The sequence below is a fragment of the Hyphomonas sp. genome (genome assembly GCF_041689225.1).
GTDB lineage: Bacteria > Pseudomonadota > Alphaproteobacteria > Caulobacterales > Hyphomonadaceae > Hyphomonas.
On sequence record NZ_JBDNGN010000129.1, the window covers coordinates 17921 to 36526 of the forward strand.

Sequence of the window (18606 nt, forward strand, 5' to 3'; positions counted from 1 at the left end):
TTGTAATGTAGTTTTGCCACCGGTAACCCTTGCTTTCTGAAAGCAAGGACCGAAATACAAGATCAGGCCTCCGCGTGCGTCCCCCCACCCAGCCTGCGGAACGCCTGTAGGGCCCGTCGGACACGTCCCCGTTCGACGGGCCCGCTTGTATCAGAGCCGCGCCCGGTCGGGCCTGCCAGTTTCATTTGTAACAAGCCATTGAAGGCCTTCGCGGCGCACGTTAGACCGGACCGAGTTTCCGCAGTCGCCACGCGAGCCTTTTCACATGCCCCCATCGCTTTCCAAGGCCGACCCGCTTCAGCAAGTGCTGACGCAGGTGAATCAGGAATCCCGCAATGAAGACCTAACCGGTCTGACCGAGGGTGACGTCCGCAAGCTGACGACGGACCTGTGGACATGGGCGAGCAGCGTTGCGCCCGGCGTGCATGACGCACGTGTCCTGATCGCGCCGGATGGGGAAAGCGCGCCATTGCAGAGGTCGGTGCTTGAGGCGGTCGGCCCGGACATGCCGTTCCTGGTCGATTCGTTGCTGGGTGAATGTGCAGCGGCCGGGCATGCGGTCAAAGCCCTGTTCCACCCGCTCGTGAACATGGACGACGGCCGGTGTGTTTCGGTGATCCAGATCCATCTGCCTCTAATGACGGACGCCGAGGCGAAAAAGCTGGCCGAGGGTGTGCGCAAGACGCAGGATTCAACCCGCGAAGTGGTCAGCGACTTTGAGCCGATGAAGGCGCGCATGGAGGCCGAGATCAAGGGCATCTCGCATCTCGAGAATCACGCCGAAGACGACAAGCGCGAAACGATCGCGTTTCTCGAATGGCTGCTGGAAGATCATTTCGTCTTCCTCGGTTGCCGCGAATACCATTTCGAGACGGACGCGAAGGGCAAGGTTCTGCCGGAAGAGCCGATCATGATCGAGGGCTCCAATCTCGGCATCCTGCGCGACGAGCAGTTGAACGTGCTGTCCCGCGACAGCGAACCACTGGTTCTCACACCCGAGATCAGCAATCTCCTGGCCGAGCCGTTCCCGATGTTCGTTGCGAAATCGACTCTGGTCAGCCGCGTGCACCGCCGGGTCAAATGCGACTATATCGGCATCAAGAAATATGATTCAGACGGCAAGGTGAACGGCGAAGTGCGCTTCCTCGGCCTGTTCACTGCCGAAGCCTACGACGAGACAGCGCGATCAATTCCGTTCGTGCGCCGACGGGTCAAGAAAGTGATTGAAGCATCCGGGGCGGCGCCGGGCGGGCATACGGAGAAAACCGTGGCCAACCTGCTCGAAACCTGGCCGCGCGACGAACTGTTCCAGACCCATTCCCGGGCACTGGCACCGATGATTGTCGGTGCTATGCATCTGGTGGGTCGCCCGCGCACCCGCCTGTTCCTGCGTCGCGACGAGTTCGACCGGTTCGTGACGGCGATCGTATTCGTGCCGCGTGAAGCTTATGACACCACGCTGCGCCTGCGCATCGCAGACGTACTGACACGCGCCTATGCGGGGACATTGGTGAAGTTCCAGCCCTATTTCGACACCGGGCCGATGGCCCGTGTGCATTTCGAAATTTCGATTGACCGTAATCATCCCCAGCCTGATCCGGACGCACTGGAACATGAAATCGCCGAGCTCGCCCGGACCTGGGACCAGGGGTTCCGGCAGGCCCTGATGGCGAGTCCGCTGGCCGAAGCAGACAGGGACGGCGCGCGTGCCTTTATCGGCGCCTTCAATGCGGCCTATCGCGAGGCGTTCCCGCCAGAAGAAGCGCTGCGTGATGTCACCACGATGGCAGGCCTGCATTTCAATACGCCTGTGCTCGCCCGCGCCTTCCGGTCGGACGGCGACGATGACGACAAGATACGTGTGAAAATCTACGCCCGCGAAGGCGCCATTCCGCTGTCACGCTGCGTGCCGGTGTTCGAGAATATGGGCCTGTTCGTGAATTTCGAAACGGGCTACCCGGTCCGGCCATCGGAGAAACCGGCAGCAGACGCGCCGGAGATATATTGGGTTCATTCACTGTCCATGCGATCCGTGGGCGGGGAATCCGTTGACCTGGACGTACTGGCAAAAGGGTTCGAGGATGCCTTCGTCGCTGTCTGGAGCGGGCTGGCCGAGAATGACGGCTTCAACCGGCTTGTCCTTTCGGCGGGTGCCAGCTGGCGCGATGCGGCGCTGATGCGGGCCTTGTCGGCCTATCGTCGCCAATCGGGACTTGAGCAGCCGCAAGAGGTCCAGGAGCGCGCGCTTGCCGCCCATCCGACGATCACGCGCCTACTGCTTGACCTGTTCGCGGCCCGGTTTGATCCTGCCACACATGCCAGTCTCGATGCCCGCCGCGATGCGGTGGCAGGCATTCGGGCATCCATCGAGGCGGCTCTGCGCGATGTGTCAGCGCTGGCTGAAGATCAGATTCTCCGTCGCCTGACCGATCTCATCTGCGCGATTCAGCGAACCAATTTCTACCAGACTGGCGAAAAGGGCCGTGGCCGCGCGTTCATCAGTTTCAAAGTGGAGAGCCGCGAACTGGAAGACCTGCCCGAACCGAAACCGTACCGCGAAATTTTCACGTCGAGTCCCCAGGTCGAAGGCGTGCACCTGCGCTTCGGGCCTGTCGCGCGTGGCGGGCTGCGCTGGTCGGACCGGCCGTCAGACTATCGCACCGAAGTGCTGGGCCTTGTAAAAGCCCAGCAGGTCAAGAATGCGGTGATCGTTCCTGTTGGATCAAAGGGCGGATTTTTCCCCAAGCAACTGGCCGACCGGTCAAATCGCAACGCCTGGTTCGAAAGCGGGCGCGACGCCTACAAGCAGTTCATCACGGCATTGCTCGGCCTGACCGACAATCTTGACGGCGCTGAGGTCGTCCATCCGGATCATACGGTGATCTGGGACGGGGAAGACCCGTATCTCGTAGTCGCTGCCGACAAGGGCACGGCGACGTTCTCCGATACGGCGAACGCGATCAGCGAGGCGCACGGCTTCTGGTTGGGCGATGCGTTCGCGTCGGGCGGTTCGGTTGGCTATGACCACAAGAAAATGGGGATCACGGCGCGCGGCGCGTGGGAGGCGGTCAAGCGTCACTTCCGCGAAATGGGCAAGGATATCCAGACCGAACCCTTCACCGTGATCGGCGTTGGCGACATGAGCGGCGATGTCTTTGGCAATGGCATGTTGCTGTCACCGGAGATCCGCTTGGTCGCGGCTTTCAATCACATGCACATCTTCCTCGACCCGAATCCCGGCAATTCGAAGAAGAACCTGGCCGAGCGACAACGCCTGTTCGACCTTCAGGGCTCGTCCTGGGCGGACTATGATACGAAGCTGATCTCGACCGGCGGCGGCATCTTCGAACGGTCGGCCAAATCGATCACGCTGAGCGACGAGGCCAAGGCCGTGACAGGCCTGGCGAAAGATGCGGTGACGCCAGACGAATTGATCCACGCCCTGCTCAAGGCTGAAGCGGACCTGCTCTGGTTTGGCGGTATCGGGACCTATGTGAAGGCGAGTACCGAAACCCATGCCGAAGTGGGCGACCGGTCAAGCGATGCAATCCGCGTCAATGGACGCGACCTCCGGGCCAAGGTGATTGGCGAAGGCGCCAATCTCGGGCTGACACAAGCCGGGCGGATCGAGTTCGCGCAGGGCAAAGGGCATATCAATAACGATGCCATCGACAATTCCGCCGGCGTCGACAGTTCCGACCACGAGGTCAACATCAAGATTCTAGCCGCCGAGGCCATCCGGACCGGCGCGCTGAAGGCGAAGGACCGCAATGCGCTCCTGGCCGAGATGACCGACGATGTCGCGGCGCATGTTCTGCGCCACAACTATGACCAGACCGGCGCGCTGACGCTGGCGGAATCGAGTGCCGCTGGCGATCATGACGCCCTTGAACGCCTGATGATCTATCTGGAAGAGCGCGGCGTGCTCAACCGGTCGCTGGAGGGGCTGCCCAGCACGGCGCGCATGCGTTTGCGGCAGGAGGCCGGCGCCTGGCTGACCCGTCCGGAGCTGGCGGTGCTGCTGGCCTGGTCGAAGATCGTGCTGATCGACGATGTCGTTGCATCCGACATTCCGGACGATCCGTATTTCGAAAGCGTCCTAAAATCCTACTTCACCAAGCCGATCGACACGTATGAGGATGCGATCCGCAATCACCGCCTGAAGCGGGAAATAATCGCGACCGTGATCGCCAACCGGTCACTCGACATGGCCGGGCCTGTGCCGCTGTTGCGCCTGCGTGAGATGACCGGCGCTGACAATGCCGCAATCGTTCGCGGCCTTGAGGCGTCACGCGCCGTGCTCGATTTTGATGCGTTCCGCCGCGAAGTCGACGCGCTCGACACCAAGGTCGGCGCGGATGTCCAGACCGACATGCGGATCCAGGCCATGCGGGCGATGAACGAAGCCGCGGCCTGGTATGTGCGCAACTTGCCCGGCGTGACAGTCGGTGAGGCGGTCGCTCAAACACATGCACCACTGAATGAATTCAAGACCGCTCTGGGTTCGGTCCATGCGCCGTTCCCGGCGGCGCGGATCGAGCGTGCGGCGCGCGCCTTCGTCAAGCGCGGTGCACCCGACGCGCTGGCACGGTGGACCGCCGCAATGAGCCACTTCTCGCAGGGGCTGGTCGTGATCGACCTGGCCAGGGCGGCTAGTGTCGGCGTGCCCGATGCGGGCGCCGCCTTCTATGCAATCGGCGACGCGCTGCGCCTGGACCGGCTCAGAGCCTCGGCCCGTGAGGGGCTCGCCAAGGCCGGCTACTGGGACCGGATCGCGGGACGCCGGCTGGTCAGCGAAATGGTGCGCATCCAGGCGGCCGCTGCGCAGGAAGCGCTCGCCGGGGGGGGCGTCGATGCCTGGCTTGCCGAACGCGCCGAGACGCGCCGGCAATTGGTTGCCACGCTTGGCACCCTGACGAAGGGTAAGGACTGGTCGTTCGCCAAGTTCACGCTGTCGGCCGACGCGGTCCGACAATTCATGGGACGGTAAGGGCTGGCGAGTTATACACAGGGCCGAAGCGCAAGTGACGGCAGCCAGCAAGGCTTTGCTTAACAGGCGCAGTAAGCCTGCTATGAGTGAACGCCATCATGAAACGGCTCTATCATTGGCCCCTCGATCCCGCCGGACGGCTGGTGCGTCTCGTCCTCGCTGAGAAAGGCGAAGCTTTCGATTTGTTCGAGTCGACCCCATGGGCGCCGCATCCGGATGTGTCTGCGCTCGCGCATGGCGCTGTTGCTCCGGCACTGGTGGAAACGGGACCCGAGGGTAAGACGTTCGCGTGTGGCACGCGCGCCATCTGCGAGCAGATGGAAGAGCTGAAGCCGACACCGGCCCTGTTGCCGGAAGACCCGAATGAGCGGGCCGAAGCGCGCCGCCTCTGGGCCTGGGTCGAGGCCGGTTGCGAGGAAGTCACCGACAAGCTGCTGACCGAACGCGTCATGCAATGGGTGCGGCGCGACCGCCAGCCGGATTCCGAAAAGCTGCGGCGCGGGGCGCACGCGCTGCGCGGACGGCTCACCTTCCTCAATGGCATGGTTGAGCTCAACGGCTATCTGGCAGGGCGCACATTGTCCCTGGCCGACCTGTCGGCGGCAGCGCACCTGTCGGCCTATGACTATTTCGGCGATGTCGAGTGGGATGCGGTGCCGGACCTGAAGACCTGGTATGCAAGGATCAAATCGCGCCCCAGTTTCCGTCCGCTACTCAGTGACCGGATAGAGGGCACGCGGCCCGTGGCGCATTATGCCGACCTCGACTTCTGATCCCGTGGCCGGTTCACCTGAAGCCTTCCTCAAACATACCGGGCGCACGATTGGGTTTGACAGTGTGCGCATTGCGCGTGCGGACGAGGCCTGGGCGGCGGGGGAGCGGCTTGAGGCGTTCGTGGCTGAAGGCCGTCATGGCCAGATGGACTGGATGGAGACGACACTTGAGCGTCGCAAGGCGCCGACATCGATGTGGGCGGGCGCGAAATCAGCGGTGGTCGTTGCCCTGAACTATGGCCCGGGCCTGGATCCGATGGACATGCTCGGCGAACGCAGTCTTGGCAATATCTCCGTCTATGCGCGGGGGAAGGACTATCACGACCTTCTCAAGTCGCGCCTGAAGCAGCTTGCGCGCGCCTTTGTTGCGGAGACCGGCGCGGAGGTGAAAGTCTTCGTCGATACCGCGCCGCTGATGGAAAAGCCGTTGGCCGCGAAGGCTGGCATGGGCTGGCAGGGCAAGCATACAAACCTTGTCAGCCGCGAGCTGGGCTCCTGGTTCTTCCTCGGTGTGATGCTGACAGATGCGGTGCTGGTGCCGGATGCGGCCGAGGCCGACCATTGCGGCTCGTGCAGGGCGTGTCTCGATATCTGCCCGACACAGGCTTTCCCGGCGCCTTACCAGCTCGATGCGCGCCGCTGTATCTCCTATCTCACGATTGAACATGCCGGGCCGATCCCGCGCGAGTTCCGTGCCGCGATAGGCAACCGGATCTATGGCTGTGACGACTGCCTCGCCGTGTGCCCTTGGAACAAGTTTGCCGAGGCGGCGTCCGAAGCGGCGCTGCATGCGCGGGCGGAATTGAAGGCGCCGGGGCTGGATGAGCTTGCCGCGCTGGACGATGCCACGTTCCGGGACGTGTTTTCGGGGTCTCCGGTCAAGCGGAGCGGCCGGAACCGGTTCGTCCGCAATGTGTGTGTCGCGATTGGCAATTCGGGCGACGCGGGTCTTGTCGCGTCTTTGCTTGCGCTGCTGGAAGACGCGGCGCCAGAGGTGCGCGGGGCGGCCATCTGGGCGCTGGTGCGTCTTGATCCTGACAGATTTCAGGCCGAGAAGGCCGCGCGGCGGGATCGCGAGAGCGATCCGGGCGTTATGGCGGAATGGGACCAGACGGCATGACCAATCGCGCAGGGCGGCAAGTGAGCGGCAAGGGGCCGGTAAGGGTGTGGTTCGTCCGGCTGGTGCGGTTCCTTGCGGGGCTGTTCGTCGGCCTGCACATCTATGCCGCGATGCTGATCTTCCTGCCGGTTCCGGGTACGATCCTGATGGTCCAGCGCGCGGCCGGTGGCGAGCACCTGCGCCGCACCATGACCCCGCTGGAAGATATTTCACCCTTCCTGGTCACGGCTGTGATTGCCGCAGAGGATGCGCGTTATTGCGAGCATCATGGCATCGACCCGGAAGCGATCGAGAAGGCGATTGACGAATACCAGCGTGGCAAACGGGCGCGCGGGGCTTCGACGATCACGCAGCAGACGGCCAAGAACGTGTTCTTCTGGAATGGCGGTGGCGCGCCCCGCAAGGTCGGCGACATGTGGATGGCGACCTTCATCGATCATGTCTGGGGCAAGCGCCGCGTGATGGAAGTCTATCTCAATGTTGCGGAATGGGGCGACGGCATCTTTGGGGCCGAGGCCGCGGCGCAGGCGCGGTTCGGCAAACCGGCGTCGAAACTGACAGAGCGGGAAGCCGCCCTGCTTGCCGCCGTACTGCCCAGCCCGAACAAGTGGCGCATCGATCCGCCGGGACCTTATGTCACCAAGCGGGCCGGGTCGCTGCAGGCGCGGATGCGTGTGGTGCGCCACCAAGGCCTTGATGCTTGCGTGTTTGGCGACAAGCGCCCTGCGCCGCTGCCGCCTGTGAAGGGTGAGCCTGCGCCACCACCGCCGGAAGCCGTGCCGGACCTGCCGCCTGCGCCGGAACCGCTGCCGGACGCGACCGGCGGCGATACGCCGATTGCCAGCGACGATCCGCTGAACGAGGTGCTGGATGCGGCGGACGAGTCTTTCGCCCAGCCCGCACCGGTGGCTATTGAGGAACCTGAGCCGTTTGTCGCGGACGAGATCGCGCCTGCGTCCCCGTCAGAGCCGGAGCCCGAACCAGAGGCAACAGGCCCTGTCGACCTGCGCCCCCGGAACGATCTGGGACTGGAACCGGAGCCTGCAGTCGACGACCCGCCGCAATAGAGCGGGCCGCGACCGGTCCGGGCCTAGACCGGGTCGTAAGGAAACACGCTTGCTGATGCGCCCAAATCGGTGAAGCTGCCCTGCATGGCGGGGAAGGCGTTGTCGATCAGGCTGTCGGGTGTCCAGCCTTCCATGCGGGCGACCGATTTGACCGGCCGGGGCTGGTCGCAAAGGATCACTTCATTGCCGCGCACGATGAAAATCTGGCCGCTGACATGCTTGGCCTTGTCGGCGCATAGCGCGACGGCCAGCTGGGCGACCTGATCTGCGCGCATGGAATTCTTGATCCGCTCGACACGCTCAGCGCCGGCTTCGTCCTTGACCGGGATCGAGGCGATCATGCGCGTCCAGGCGAACGGGGCAATGACATTGGAGCGGACATTCTTGCGCTCGCCTTCCATGGCGATGATGCGGGAGAGGCCCGCAATGCCCATTTTGGCGGCGGCGTAATTGGCCTGGCCGATATTGCCGATAATGCCGGAAGTGGACGTAAACAGCACGAAGGCGCCGTTTTCCTTCTCGCGGAACAGCTCAATGGCGGCGCGGGTGACGTTGAAACTGCCGCGCAGGTGCACGTCGATAACGCTGTCCCAGTCTTCTTCGCTCATCTTGTGGAACATGCCGTCGCGCAGGATGCCGGCCGGGTTGATGATCGCGTCGAGGGATCCGAACGTGTCCTTGGCCTGTTCGACCATGCCTTTGACAGCGCGCATGTCGGTTACGCTTTCGGAGTTCGAAACGGCCTCGCCGCCAGCGGCGCGGATTTCGGCGGCGACCTTTTCGGCCGGGCCTGCATCGCCCTCGTCACCGCCTGTCAGGCTGCCGCCCAGGTCGTTGACCACGACCTGGGCGCCTTCGCGCGCCGCCAGCAGCGCTGTTTCGCGCCCGATACCGTTTCCGCCGCCTGTGATGAGTACTGTTTTTCCGTCAAGCACGCCCATGATCGCAAATCCTCCGCGTTTTCCATGTGATTGACGGGCACCCTAGATACGGCCAAGCAATGTTCAAGGTTTGAAACTCGAATTGAGGAAGGCTAAAGCTGCCGCATGGAAAAGACATTCAAAGCAGTTATCTGGGATTTCGGGGGCGTTTTCACCTCCTCACCCTTCGACGCCTTCACCCGCTACGAGGAAGAGAAGGGCCTGCCAAAGGACTTCATCCGCTCGGTCAATGCCGTGAATCCACTGGAAAACGCCTGGGCCCTGCTTGAGCGTAGCGAAGTCGATGCTGCAGGATTTGACGGCATGTTCCGCTCTGAATCGCAGGCCCTGGGGCATGAAGTGCCGGGCCGCGACGTGTTGTCCCTCCTGTCCGGTTCGCTGCGCCCGCGCGTCGTCGCTGCGCTGGACGCCTGCAAGGCGAAGGGCAAGGTCGGCTGTATCACCAACAATGCGCCGATTGGCAAAGGCGCCTCGATGACGAATGACAGCGAGAAGGCGGCCCAGCTGGAAAAGGTCTTCGCCATGTTCGACCATGTCATCGAAAGTTCGAAACTGGGCATTCGCAAGCCGGACCCGCGCATTTATGCGCTGATGTGCGAGGCGCTGGATGTCGCGCCGGAAGAGTGTATCTATCTCGACGATCTCGGCATCAACCTCAAGCCTGCGCGCCAGATGGGCATGACAACGATCAAGGTGCTTGGTGAGGACCAATTGCTCGCAGACCTTGAGGCTGTGACCGGTTATGCGCTGGCGTAGCGCCCTCCTCGCGGCGATGGCCCTGAGCCTCGCCGCCTGCGGTCGGGGCGGCGAAGAGCCGATTCCGGCCATTCCCGACGAAAGCCTGACGCAGCCGCCGGTCGCGCCTGAACCTGTCGAGATCACTGAAGACGTCTCGGAAACGCGCGATGCCTTGTTGAAATATGCCAAAGCGGGTTCGTTAGGCGGGCTGGCGCGCACGGCAGCCAAAAGCGATGGCTTCATCTCGAATTTCGGCGGGCAACCGCACAGGGATTTCTGGGACCTGCTTCGCCGTACCGGCCTCGACCCGAACCTGAAGCTGCGCGAACTGCTGGCCCAGCCAGCAGGCGTCAGGACGGTCGATGGTGAGCGCTGGTATATTTGGCCAGACCTTGCGGCGCGCGATGCGACCGACCTCATTCCCGAGAAGATGTCGTTCCAGGATCGCAAACGGCTCAAAGAACTGATTGGTGAAGACGGTATTGACCTGATACGTGCAGGGAAGGGATATCCCGGCATGCGCACGGCGATCGCCGAGGATGGGCGCTGGGTATATTTTGTGCTCGGGCTTGATGGAGAGGACTAGACTGATGGCAAGCAAGATCGGCGCAGACAGCGCGCTTCAGCAGGTCAAAGGCTGGACGGCCGGGCCGGGCGAACGCGACACGATCAAGAAGACGTTCAAGTTTTCCGATTTCAAGACCGCTTGGGCATTCATGTCGGCGGCCGCCCTAAAGGCGGAAGCGATGGACCACCATCCTGAATGGTTCAATGTCTACAACAAGGTCGAGGTGACGCTCACCACGCATGACGTTGACGGCGTTTCAGCCAAGGACGTGGAGCTTGCCCGCTTCATGGATGCGTTTGCTGCCAAGCTTGGCTGATCCGTCAGGTATTGGACGCGACCAGGAAGAGTTTTTGCAGGTTCACGCCGACGGTCGTATCCTGGGAAATTTGGCCGATTGTCGGCACGCGCAGGGTCGAACGGGTGCGTAGTTTGCTCCGGACTCGCGACAGGACAGTGAGCAATTCGCGCTCAAGTATCGGCTTGGAGAGATAATCATCCATGCCCATATCGAGATAGCGTTCGCGGTCGCCGGTCATCGCGTCGGCCGTGAGCGCAATGACAGGTATGATGGACCATGATTCATGGCTTTCGCGAATATGTTTGAGTGTTTCAGGCCCGTCCATGCCGGGCATATGCACATCCAGAAGTACGAAATCGACTGTTTCGTTTGCCAGGATAGCCAATGCTTCCTCGCCGCTGGAACCGTCGATCACTGTCAGGCCGCGTGGCTCCAGCGCAGCGCGGGCCACGCGGCGATTGATCTCATTGTCATCGACAATGAGTGCCCGAAGTCCTCGCAGGCTGGGGGCGATCCGGCCGTGGGACGATTTTGGTGCCGGGGAGGTTTCCGGAGGTGCCTCGGCGAGGCGTGCTTCGAATGAAAATGAGAACACGGACCCTTCGCCCGGATTGCTCGTGCAGGTGATATCCCCGCCCATCAGCCTGGCCAGCCGGCGGGAGATAGCGAGCCCAAGCCCCGATCCGCCAAACTTGCGACTCGTCGTTTCGGAGCCCTGCTCGAAGTTCTGGAACAGTTTTGCACGCTGCTCGTCGGGTACACCGATGCCTGTGTCGCAGACATGAACGGTGACGCCGACACGGCCATCACGCGACATCTCGCCGGCCAAAACGGCGATGGTGACACCGCCCGTTGACGTGAATTTGACGGCATTGAACACGAGGTTGTCGATGCACTGGCGCACGCGCTTCGTGTCCAGCGACAGGAATTCGGGCAGCTTGGGGTCAAATGCGACCTCAAGGGTAAGGCCCTTCTTGCGTACGACTGGAGCGAAAGTGCGCTTGATGCACGAGATGCGATCACGGACGTTCGCTACGACGGGCGAGATGTCCAGCCGACCCGCTTCAATCCGGGACAGGTCGAGAATATCGTTGAGCAAGACCAAAAGCGAATGCGAACTTTCGACGATCGTATCGACCATTTCGCGATCCGCGTGATGAAGCTCCCTGTGCTGAAGCGCCTCCGACATGCCGATGATGCCATTCAGCGGTGTGCGAATCTCGTGGCTCATCGTAGCCAGGAATTCCGATTTTGCCTCGCTGGCCGTCAGCGCTGCCCGGCGCGCGTCCTTGAGTGAAACTTCGCGTTTCACAATATCTGTGACGTCATGTGCGACACCGATGACAAAACCGTTCTCGAGGCGCGAATAGCTGGCGACGACGTGGCGGCCCGTGGCGGTAACCATGTCGAGGTCGCGGCACTTCTGGATGGCGTCCATGACCAGAGACTGGCGCACCTGGAACGTGGCCTCGTTGAGGCGTGGGAAAAGGTGACGAATCTGTTGTCCGACAGCGTCATGAAGGCGGGTGCCGTCATCCATGCTGGAATAGAGGATCGGCCAGTGCGCGCGGGTCATTTTGTTCGCGAAAAGCAAGCCGCCGTCTGGCGTGAACACAACGAATCCGGCCTGCAATTGGTCGAGCGCGCGCCAAGCTTCCGCTGGCGTAATCGATGTCGTGTCGGTCATTTGTCCCGCCCAAATGTCGTCCCGTTACATGACTAGCGTGAATGTGTGTAGGGATCGTAAAATCGGGGGCGAACATTCCGCAGAGTTACCCGCCTTTTTTCCACGCCACCTGATAGAGATCGAAGCGCCGATCCTTGAGATTCTGGACCGCACCCGACTGGCGGGCTGTCAGCAGGTCCGACAAGGACAGGTCGGCCAGCGCAACTGTTTCGGTGTTGGCTGGCGTGTCTGCTGCTACGCCGTCGCGCGAGAAGGGGAAGTCTGACGGCGTCAGGATGCAGCTTTCGGCATAGTGGATGTCCATGTTCTCGACATTGGGAAGATTGCCCACCACGCCCGACATGACGACATAGCACTGGTTCTCGACAGCGCGCGCCTGGCAGCAATATCGCACGCGAAGATAGCCGCGGCGCTCGTCGGTGCAGAACGGCACGAACAGGATCAGCGCCCCCTGATCGACCAGGTGGCGCGCCTGTTCGGGGAATTCGCTGTCATAGCAGATCATCACGCCGATCGGTCCGCAATCGGTCTGGATGACCGTGTTGCCCGACCCACCACGAATGTTCCACCAGCGCCGCTCTGAAGGCGTCGGGTGGAGCTTCTGCTGCGTGTGGACCGAGCCGTCGCGCAGGAAGATGTAGGAGATGTTGAATATGTCGCCATTGTCCATCCGGCTTGGATGCGACCCGCCGATGATGTTGATATTGTAGGAAATGGCAAGCTTTTCCATGAACGCGACATAGCGGGATGTATATTCGGAAATCTTCTCGATTGCCTCGATCGGTGCGAGCGGTTTGTGCTCGAGCGAAAGGAGTTGCAGCGTGAACAGTTCCGGGAACACGACAAAGTCCGACCGGTAGTCCGATGCGATATCGACGAAATATTCGACCTGCGTCTCGAACTCGTCGATCGACTGGATCTTGCGCATCTGGAATTGCACGGTCGTGATGCGTACGCTTTCCGGAAGGTTCGTTCCACCGAGGCTCGGCTTCGCCTTGATCTCTTCCTGTGCCAACGGGTTCTTCCAGAACATGTGCGTGGCATGGTTCATCGAGGGCGCGTCGCCCGGCAGGTAGTTCTTCAGCACACCGATGGGCTCGAACCCCTGGCGCAGCTGGAATGAAATGACCTGGTCCTTCAGTTTCGAGCCCACGACGGCTTCGATATAGTCGGCCGGGTTCGGGTATTCCTTGGCACGGCGGGCATATCCGGGCATGCGTCCGCCGAACACGATGCCCTTGAGTTCGAGATACTGGCAGAGTTCCTGGCGGACGCGGTAGAAGCGCTGCCCGATCCGGAGACGCCGGAAGCCCGGGTCGACACCGACATCCATGCCATAGAGCACATCGCCTTCGGGATCGTGACGCGCGGCAAATCCGCCGCCGGTGATCTCGTCCCATGTGTGCGGGGCGAAAGCGACCTCAGAACTGATCATGAAGGTTGCGCAGTGGCCCACGGCCTTGCCCTCATACTCGGCAATGAACTGGCCTTCCGGAAACCGGTTGATATGGCCGAGAAGGTTGTCTCGGGTATAGCCCATGCCGGGGCCGTAGATCCGTTCTGACAGGTCTATGATCGCCCCGACATCGGCCGGGGTGGCGTTGCGAACGATCAGTTTGGCGGCAGAATTCGTCATAGGGGCTCCGGACGGATCGAGTTCAGGTATTATGAGGCGCGCCTGGAGAAGGTCCAGTCAGTGGGGGAGGCGGAGACTGGCACGCAGGCCGCCCAGCGCACTGTCTGACAGTCGCAGATCGCCTCCGTGCGCTCTTGCTGTGTCGCGCGCAAGTGTCAGTCCCAGTCCGGTGCCGGAGGCGTTTTGCGTCCGCGCTTCGTCGAGCCGGGAAAACGGACGGAACGCCTCTTCCCGGCGCGCCGGCGGGATGCCTGGACCATTGTCGTCGACATGGACTTCGGCGGCATGTGGACCGTCGACAAGGGTCACACGGACCTCTGTTCCATACTTCACGGCATTGGAAATCAGATTGTTCACGGCCCGCTTCAGGGCCAGCGGACGCCCCGTTACGTCAATGGCGCCCGGGCCAGTTACGGCCACGTGCTCACCGAATCCGGCGGCGGCGTCCCGGACCAGGCGGGCAAGGTCCAGCGGCAGGGGATCGTCGCCTTCTTCGCCGCGGGCAAATGTCAGGTATTCGTCCAGCATCATCGCCATGTCGTCGAGGTCTGACTGGGCCGCGCCGAGTTCTTCGGTCTGGTCCATCATGGCGAGGGAGAGTTTCAGGCGGGTCAGCGGGGTGCGCAGGTCGTGGCTCACGCCGGCCAGCATGGCCGTGCGCTGTTCGGCGAAGGCAGTGAGGCGGCTTTTCATGTCCAGCAGCGCGCGGGCTGCGTCTCGCACTTCAGTCGCACCTGAGGGCCGGAAGTTGAGAACCTCCCGGCCACGACCGAATGCGCGCGCTGCTTCCGACAGGCGCAGGATGGAACGGACCTGCTGGTTGAGGAAGGCGACGGCGAGCGCGAGCATCAGGAGGGAAGAGGCGATCACCCAGACGATGAAGAAGTGCGAGTTCACCGTCAGCGCGCGTTTCCGCTCGATCAGGATTTCGACCGTGTCGCTGCCTGACGGAAAGCGGAAATGCAGCATCGAGGACGGATCAACGCTGACATCCACGGGGACGCCAAGCCGGGTCGCCAGTTCTTCCTTGAGCGTCTGGCCGTAGGCGAACCGGTGCACCAGATGCGGCCCGCCTGATTCCGGATCGACATGGTCGCAGCTGAATTGCATGTCGAGATCGCCCTCAAGACGCTCGCGGGTGATCGGCGATTCGGGCCGCTCATCACAATAGGACTGGATCAGCGCGGCATCGCGGGCAATTGACTGGGCCAGCTTGCGGTTCACCTCGGCGAGGTGGCTGTCGTAATAATACCAGGTCATCAGGGCGAGGATGAGCACGACCGGCGCCACCACCATGAGCAGGCTGCGGGCGTAAAGCCCGCGTGGCGTAATATCTCTCAGGCGGGCCATGCGCGTCTCAGTCCGGCATCAGGCGGTAGCCGACGCCCCGCACGGTCTGGATGTGGATCGGCTCGCGCGGATTGGGTTCGATCTTCCGGCGCAGGCGCGTCACCTGGACATCGACCGACCGTTCCATGCCGGCGGACGTAAGTGCGGCGAGGTCTTCGCGGTCAACCGGTTCACCGGCATTGGCGGCCAGAACGGTCAGTAGCTGCAGTTCGGCATCGGTCAGGCGAATGCGCTTTTCGCCTTCGCGCAATTCGCCGCGGGCGGCGTTGAAGACGAGCCCGGACATCTCGACGTCCTCTGGCGGCACATCCTTGTGCGACCGGCGCAGGATGGCGGCGCAGCGTAGGGCCAGTTCTTCCGGTTCGAACGGTTTGGGCAAATAGTCGTCGGCGCCGGTTTTCAGTCCTGCAATCCGGTCGCTGGCTTCGCCGCGCGCAGTGAGCAGCATGACCGGCGTGTGTTTCTGACGCCCCTCGCGGATGGCGGCGAGCAGAGACAGGCCATCCTCGCCGGGCATCATGACGTCGAGAATGGTGAGATCGAATGTCATCGTTGCCAGCAGCCGCCGCGCGGCGGCAGCGTCGCTGGCGGTTGTGACCCGGTGACCCTCGCGCGACAGGAAGCGTTTCAGCAAGTCGCGGATACGGTCGTCGTCATCGACGACCAGGATATGGGCAGGGTCTGTCATCGCCGCCTCACTTGGCCAGTGCTTCGAGCGCGAGGCGCGTGCCTGCCACGGCGTCTGGCCCGGCGGTCCGGAAGGCGAGGCGCAGGCGTTCGCGCAGCACGATGGCGATCGGCGTTGTCAGTGTCACGCCGGCATCCGAGAGGACCAGGGTGCGGCGCCGTCCGTCGCGCTCTTCGCGTTCGCGCGCGATCAGGCCGCGTGCGTCCAATGTACCGATGAGGCGGGCAAAGGTTGGCACCGTCATGCCGAGCGAATCGCGCATTTCGCTGACCGTCCGGCCCGGTTCGTAGCGGATCGATATGAGAATTTGCATCTCTGGCTTGCTCAATCCCGCTTTCCTGCGGGCGGTTTCTGCTGCAGACATGAGCTCGCGCCCTCCCGCCATCAGGAGGCCGACGCCTCGATCGAGCTCCTGATCCATCAGGAAAAGGCGCGGATCGAAGGGTCGGTTCAGGTTGACGTCAGGGGCCATAGTCTGAAATGAACGCGAATACATAAAAAGTGCAAGCGAGGAGCGCTGAAATCCATGGCAAGTATCCCCTATGACGACCGTGACGGGTACATCTGGATGGATGGCGAATTCGTCCCGTGGCGGGATACGAAGGTGCATCTCCTGACGCACGCGCTGCATTATGCCTCCGCTGTGTTCGAGGGCGAGCGCGCCTATGGCGGCAAGATTTTCCGATCGCTTGACCATTCGAAGCGCCTGCACAATTCCGCGCGCATCATGGGGTTCGAGATACCCTTCACCGTTGAGCAGCTGGAAGCGGCCAAGCGCGAAGCGCTCGCAAAGTCGGGCATCGAGAGTGCATATATCCGGGCGATTGCCTGGCGCGGATCCGAAATGATGGGCGTTTCGGCCCAGAACAACACGATCCACCTCGCTGTCGCAGTGTGGTCGTGGGGCGACTATTTTGCTGACAAGATGAAGGGTATCCGGATGACGCATGCCGAGTGGCGCCGTCCGGCTCCGGACACTGCGCCCTGCCATGCCAAGGCCGCCGGCCTCTACATGATCTGCACGCTGTCCAAGCATGCCGCTGAGAAGGCCGGCTATGCCGATGCGCTGATGCTTGACTATCGCGGCCGGGTGGCCGAAGCGACGGGCGCGAACATCTTCTTCGTGCGGGACAACGCGCTGCACACGCCGACGCCGGACTGTTTCCTGAACGGCCTGACACGCCAGACCGCGATGAAGCTCGCCAAGGCCCGCCAGATTGAAGTCATCGAGCGCGCCATCATGCCGGACGAGCTTGCGACCTTCTCGGAATGCTTCATCACGGGCAGCGCCGCCGAGATCACGCCGGTCGCGGAAATCGGCGCGCACATTTACAAGCCGGCCGAGATCAGCCATTCGCTCGTCGATGATTATACACGGCTCGTGAACGGCAAGATGGAACTCGCGCTCTAGCTAGCGGGAGGCCGCCGAACGATGCCAGATACGGCGCCTACCGAGAACCTCAAGGCCATCGCGGCACAGGCGGACCTGCATCACCAGTACCTGCTCGGGCTCGAGCTGATGGTCGCCACCCGTGAGGGCCCGGCGACTGGATGTTCCGCGTATGCCGGCGCCAGCACGAGGAGAAATTTCTCTCCAGTTTCCGCAAGCTGGGCCTGGATGACCTGCCGGACGCCGTCGCCTGCGCGCGCTATCATGTCCTGTCGAACAGAATGGGCGGAGTGACGGTCGAATATATGGAAGAGTCCGACACGAAGGCCTGGGTGCGCTTTCGCTACCCGCGCTGGATGTATGACGGCCCTGCGATCTGCGGCGTGCCCGTCGAGGCGAGCCAGGGCTTCCTCAGGGGCTGGTGCGCCCAGAACGGTGTCTCGCTCGAAAATCCACGTCTCGGCTTTGTCTGCGTCTCGGAAGACATGACCGGCCAGTTCGGCCTCTGCGGCTATTTCCGCGAATACGATCACGACCTGAGCGAAGACGAGCGGCTGCAATTTGCGCCCGACGAAGCCCCGCCGCCTTATGATCCGGCGCAGCAGCCAGCGCCGCCGGCAGGTGATTGGAACACGGCCCGCCTCGCCAAGGCGAACCGAAACTATGCCGTGGAATATATTCGCAATGGCGTGCGGGAGCTGGTGAACGTGCTGGGGCAGAAGCGGGCGCTTGAACTAGCGAAACTGGCCGCCCGGCTGACCGGCCTGCAGCAATACAGGCACATCGCCGAGGCCGTTGGCGGCGTCGATGGCGGCCCGGCGGAGGCGGCGCGCTTCCTTACCGGGATGTTCGCGGGCATGGGCGACGCGGTCGTGTCAGAAGGTGATCATGGGGGAGGGCAGGCGGTGCTGCATCACCATGGCCTCACGATTGTGCGGGGCCTTGACGGCGAGGAACGCAGCAACCTGCTCACCTGCTGGACCGAGCTATGGCGCGGCGCAGTGCACTCGTGCCGCGCGTTCATGGATGTGGCGGTCACAGAGACGGCGGACGGGCTCGACTGGACGATCACGCCGAAAGGCGCGGCCTGACGTCAGGCTTCGCCGGCTTCCTCGTCCTTGATCCAGACTTCGACCGGGCCCTTGAGCAGCATTGTGAGCGGGTTGCCCTTGCGGTCGACGGCCTTGCCGGCGGAGACGCGGATCCAGCCTTCGGAGATGCAATACTCCTCGACATTGGTTTTCTCGGTGCCCTTGAAACGGACGCCGATGCCGCGCAGCAGCAGGGCCTCGTCATAGTATGGGCTTTTCGGATTGATGCTCAGGCGGTCGGGGAGTGTGTCTGTCATGGGAATGCTCTT

The 18606-nt window shown here is 62.5% G+C and carries 16 protein-coding genes; 9 read left to right on the forward strand and 7 right to left on the reverse strand.

The window, feature by feature from the left end; translation table 11 throughout:
• Nucleotides 1-265: 265 nt before the first annotated feature.
• The 4 genes from ACESNB_RS13195 (at nt 266) to mtgA (ending at nt 7950) form a co-directional block, all read left to right on the forward strand.
• Nucleotides 266-4990, forward strand: a complete 4725-nt coding sequence (locus tag ACESNB_RS13195; protein WP_373008044.1) for an NAD-glutamate dehydrogenase — start codon at nt 266-268, stop codon at nt 4988-4990.
• A gap of 98 nt (nt 4991-5088) precedes the next feature.
• Nucleotides 5089-5763 (forward strand): glutathione S-transferase family protein, encoded by a 675-nt coding sequence (locus ACESNB_RS13200; RefSeq protein ID WP_373008046.1) that lies wholly within the window; start codon nt 5089-5091, stop codon nt 5761-5763.
• Nucleotides 5744-6883, forward strand: a complete 1140-nt coding sequence (queG, locus tag ACESNB_RS13205; protein ID WP_373008048.1) for a tRNA epoxyqueuosine(34) reductase QueG — start codon at nt 5744-5746, stop codon at nt 6881-6883. The genes ACESNB_RS13200 and queG overlap by 20 nt, the downstream gene beginning before the upstream one ends.
• The gene (gene mtgA / locus ACESNB_RS13210) at nt 6880-7950 is read left to right on the forward strand and encodes a monofunctional biosynthetic peptidoglycan transglycosylase (RefSeq protein WP_373008050.1); all 1071 of its coding nucleotides are present in this window, start codon (nt 6880-6882) and stop codon (nt 7948-7950) included. The genes queG and mtgA overlap by 4 nt, the downstream gene beginning before the upstream one ends.
• Nucleotides 7951-7973: 23 nt before the next feature.
• Here the strand turns inward: mtgA and ACESNB_RS13215 are convergent, their stop codons facing one another.
• Nucleotides 7974-8891 (reverse strand): SDR family NAD(P)-dependent oxidoreductase, encoded by a 918-nt coding sequence (locus ACESNB_RS13215; RefSeq protein WP_373008052.1) that lies wholly within the window; start codon nt 8889-8891, stop codon nt 7974-7976.
• Nucleotides 8892-8996: 105 nt separating this feature from the next.
• Between ACESNB_RS13215 and ACESNB_RS13220 the strand changes: the two genes are divergently transcribed.
• The 3 genes from ACESNB_RS13220 to ACESNB_RS13230 are packed head-to-tail and all read left to right on the forward strand — an operon-like array spanning nt 8997 to nt 10513.
• Nucleotides 8997-9647: an HAD-IA family hydrolase gene (locus ACESNB_RS13220; protein WP_373008054.1), complete on the forward strand. Its 651-nt coding sequence runs from the start codon at nt 8997-8999 to the stop codon at nt 9645-9647.
• Nucleotides 9634-10215 carry a hypothetical protein gene (locus ACESNB_RS13225; RefSeq protein ID WP_373008056.1) on the forward strand — a complete coding sequence of 194 codons (582 nt, stop codon included), beginning with the start codon at nt 9634-9636 and terminating at the stop codon, nt 10213-10215. Before ACESNB_RS13220 ends, ACESNB_RS13225 begins: the two co-directional genes overlap by 14 nt.
• 4 nt (nt 10216-10219) lie before the next feature.
• Nucleotides 10220-10513 (forward strand): 4a-hydroxytetrahydrobiopterin dehydratase, encoded by a 294-nt coding sequence (locus tag ACESNB_RS13230; protein WP_373008058.1) that lies wholly within the window; start codon nt 10220-10222, stop codon nt 10511-10513.
• Between the two features lie 4 nt (nt 10514-10517).
• On the opposite strand, the gene ACESNB_RS13235 is transcribed toward ACESNB_RS13230, so the two are convergent.
• From ACESNB_RS13235 to ACESNB_RS13255, 5 genes are all read right to left on the reverse strand, one after another.
• Nucleotides 10518-12182 carry a response regulator gene (locus ACESNB_RS13235; protein WP_373008060.1) on the reverse strand — a complete coding sequence of 555 codons (1665 nt, stop codon included), beginning with the start codon at nt 12180-12182 and terminating at the stop codon, nt 10518-10520.
• Between the two features lie 85 nt (nt 12183-12267).
• Nucleotides 12268-13818 (reverse strand): nitrilase-related carbon-nitrogen hydrolase, encoded by a 1551-nt coding sequence (locus ACESNB_RS13240; protein WP_373008062.1) that lies wholly within the window; start codon nt 13816-13818, stop codon nt 12268-12270.
• Between the two features lie 57 nt (nt 13819-13875).
• Entirely contained in the window at nt 13876-15168 is a 1293-nt protein-coding gene (locus ACESNB_RS13245; RefSeq protein WP_373008064.1) for an ATP-binding protein, read from the reverse strand.
• A gap of 7 nt (nt 15169-15175) precedes the next feature.
• A complete protein-coding gene (locus ACESNB_RS13250; protein ID WP_373008066.1) occupies nt 15176-15856 on the reverse strand; it encodes a response regulator in 681 nt (226 codons plus the stop codon).
• Nucleotides 15857-15863: 7 nt separating this feature from the next.
• Nucleotides 15864-16220: a MarR family transcriptional regulator gene (locus ACESNB_RS13255; protein WP_373008068.1), complete on the reverse strand. Its 357-nt coding sequence runs from the start codon at nt 16218-16220 to the stop codon at nt 15864-15866.
• A 162-nt stretch (nt 16221-16382) separates the two neighbouring features.
• Between ACESNB_RS13255 and ACESNB_RS13260 the strand changes: the two genes are divergently transcribed.
• A complete protein-coding gene (locus ACESNB_RS13260) occupies nt 16383-17267 on the forward strand; it encodes a branched-chain amino acid aminotransferase (RefSeq protein ID WP_373008070.1) in 885 nt (294 codons plus the stop codon).
• Nucleotides 17268-17407: 140 nt separating this feature from the next.
• Entirely contained in the window at nt 17408-18337 is a 930-nt protein-coding gene (locus tag ACESNB_RS13265; RefSeq protein ID WP_373008072.1) for a hypothetical protein, read from the forward strand.
• Between the two features lie 2 nt (nt 18338-18339).
• Here the strand turns inward: ACESNB_RS13265 and ACESNB_RS13270 are convergent, their stop codons facing one another.
• A complete protein-coding gene (locus ACESNB_RS13270) occupies nt 18340-18594 on the reverse strand; it encodes a DUF3297 family protein (RefSeq protein ID WP_373008074.1) in 255 nt (84 codons plus the stop codon).
• Nucleotides 18595-18606 lie beyond the last annotated feature (12 nt).

What these genes read in the sequence shown, in the direction of transcription:
- ACESNB_RS13195 (WP_373008044.1), top strand. Translation starts at nt 266, where the DNA reads ATGCCCCCATCGCTTTCCAAGGCCGACCCGCTTCAGCAAGTGCTGACG.
- ACESNB_RS13200 (WP_373008046.1), top strand. Translation starts at nt 5,089, where the DNA reads ATGAAACGGCTCTATCATTGGCCCCTCGATCCCGCCGGACGGCTGGTG.
- queG (WP_373008048.1), top strand. Translation starts at nt 5,744, where the DNA reads ATGCCGACCTCGACTTCTGATCCCGTGGCCGGTTCACCTGAAGCCTTC.
- mtgA (WP_373008050.1), top strand. Translation starts at nt 6,880, where the DNA reads ATGACCAATCGCGCAGGGCGGCAAGTGAGCGGCAAGGGGCCGGTAAGG.
- ACESNB_RS13215 (WP_373008052.1), bottom strand. Translation starts at nt 8,891, where the DNA reads ATGGGCGTGCTTGACGGAAAAACAGTACTCATCACAGGCGGCGGAAAC.
- ACESNB_RS13220 (WP_373008054.1), top strand. Translation starts at nt 8,997, where the DNA reads ATGGAAAAGACATTCAAAGCAGTTATCTGGGATTTCGGGGGCGTTTTC.
- ACESNB_RS13225 (WP_373008056.1), top strand. Translation starts at nt 9,634, where the DNA reads ATGCGCTGGCGTAGCGCCCTCCTCGCGGCGATGGCCCTGAGCCTCGCC.
- ACESNB_RS13230 (WP_373008058.1), top strand. Translation starts at nt 10,220, where the DNA reads ATGGCAAGCAAGATCGGCGCAGACAGCGCGCTTCAGCAGGTCAAAGGC.
- ACESNB_RS13235 (WP_373008060.1), bottom strand. Translation starts at nt 12,182, where the DNA reads ATGACCGACACGACATCGATTACGCCAGCGGAAGCTTGGCGCGCGCTC.
- ACESNB_RS13240 (WP_373008062.1), bottom strand. Translation starts at nt 13,818, where the DNA reads ATGACGAATTCTGCCGCCAAACTGATCGTTCGCAACGCCACCCCGGCC.
- ACESNB_RS13245 (WP_373008064.1), bottom strand. Translation starts at nt 15,168, where the DNA reads ATGGCCCGCCTGAGAGATATTACGCCACGCGGGCTTTACGCCCGCAGC.
- ACESNB_RS13250 (WP_373008066.1), bottom strand. Translation starts at nt 15,856, where the DNA reads ATGACAGACCCTGCCCATATCCTGGTCGTCGATGACGACGACCGTATC.
- ACESNB_RS13255 (WP_373008068.1), bottom strand. Translation starts at nt 16,220, where the DNA reads ATGTCTGCAGCAGAAACCGCCCGCAGGAAAGCGGGATTGAGCAAGCCA.
- ACESNB_RS13260 (WP_373008070.1), top strand. Translation starts at nt 16,383, where the DNA reads ATGGCAAGTATCCCCTATGACGACCGTGACGGGTACATCTGGATGGAT.
- ACESNB_RS13265 (WP_373008072.1), top strand. Translation starts at nt 17,408, where the DNA reads ATGTTCCGCGTATGCCGGCGCCAGCACGAGGAGAAATTTCTCTCCAGT.
- ACESNB_RS13270 (WP_373008074.1), bottom strand. Translation starts at nt 18,594, where the DNA reads ATGACAGACACACTCCCCGACCGCCTGAGCATCAATCCGAAAAGCCCA.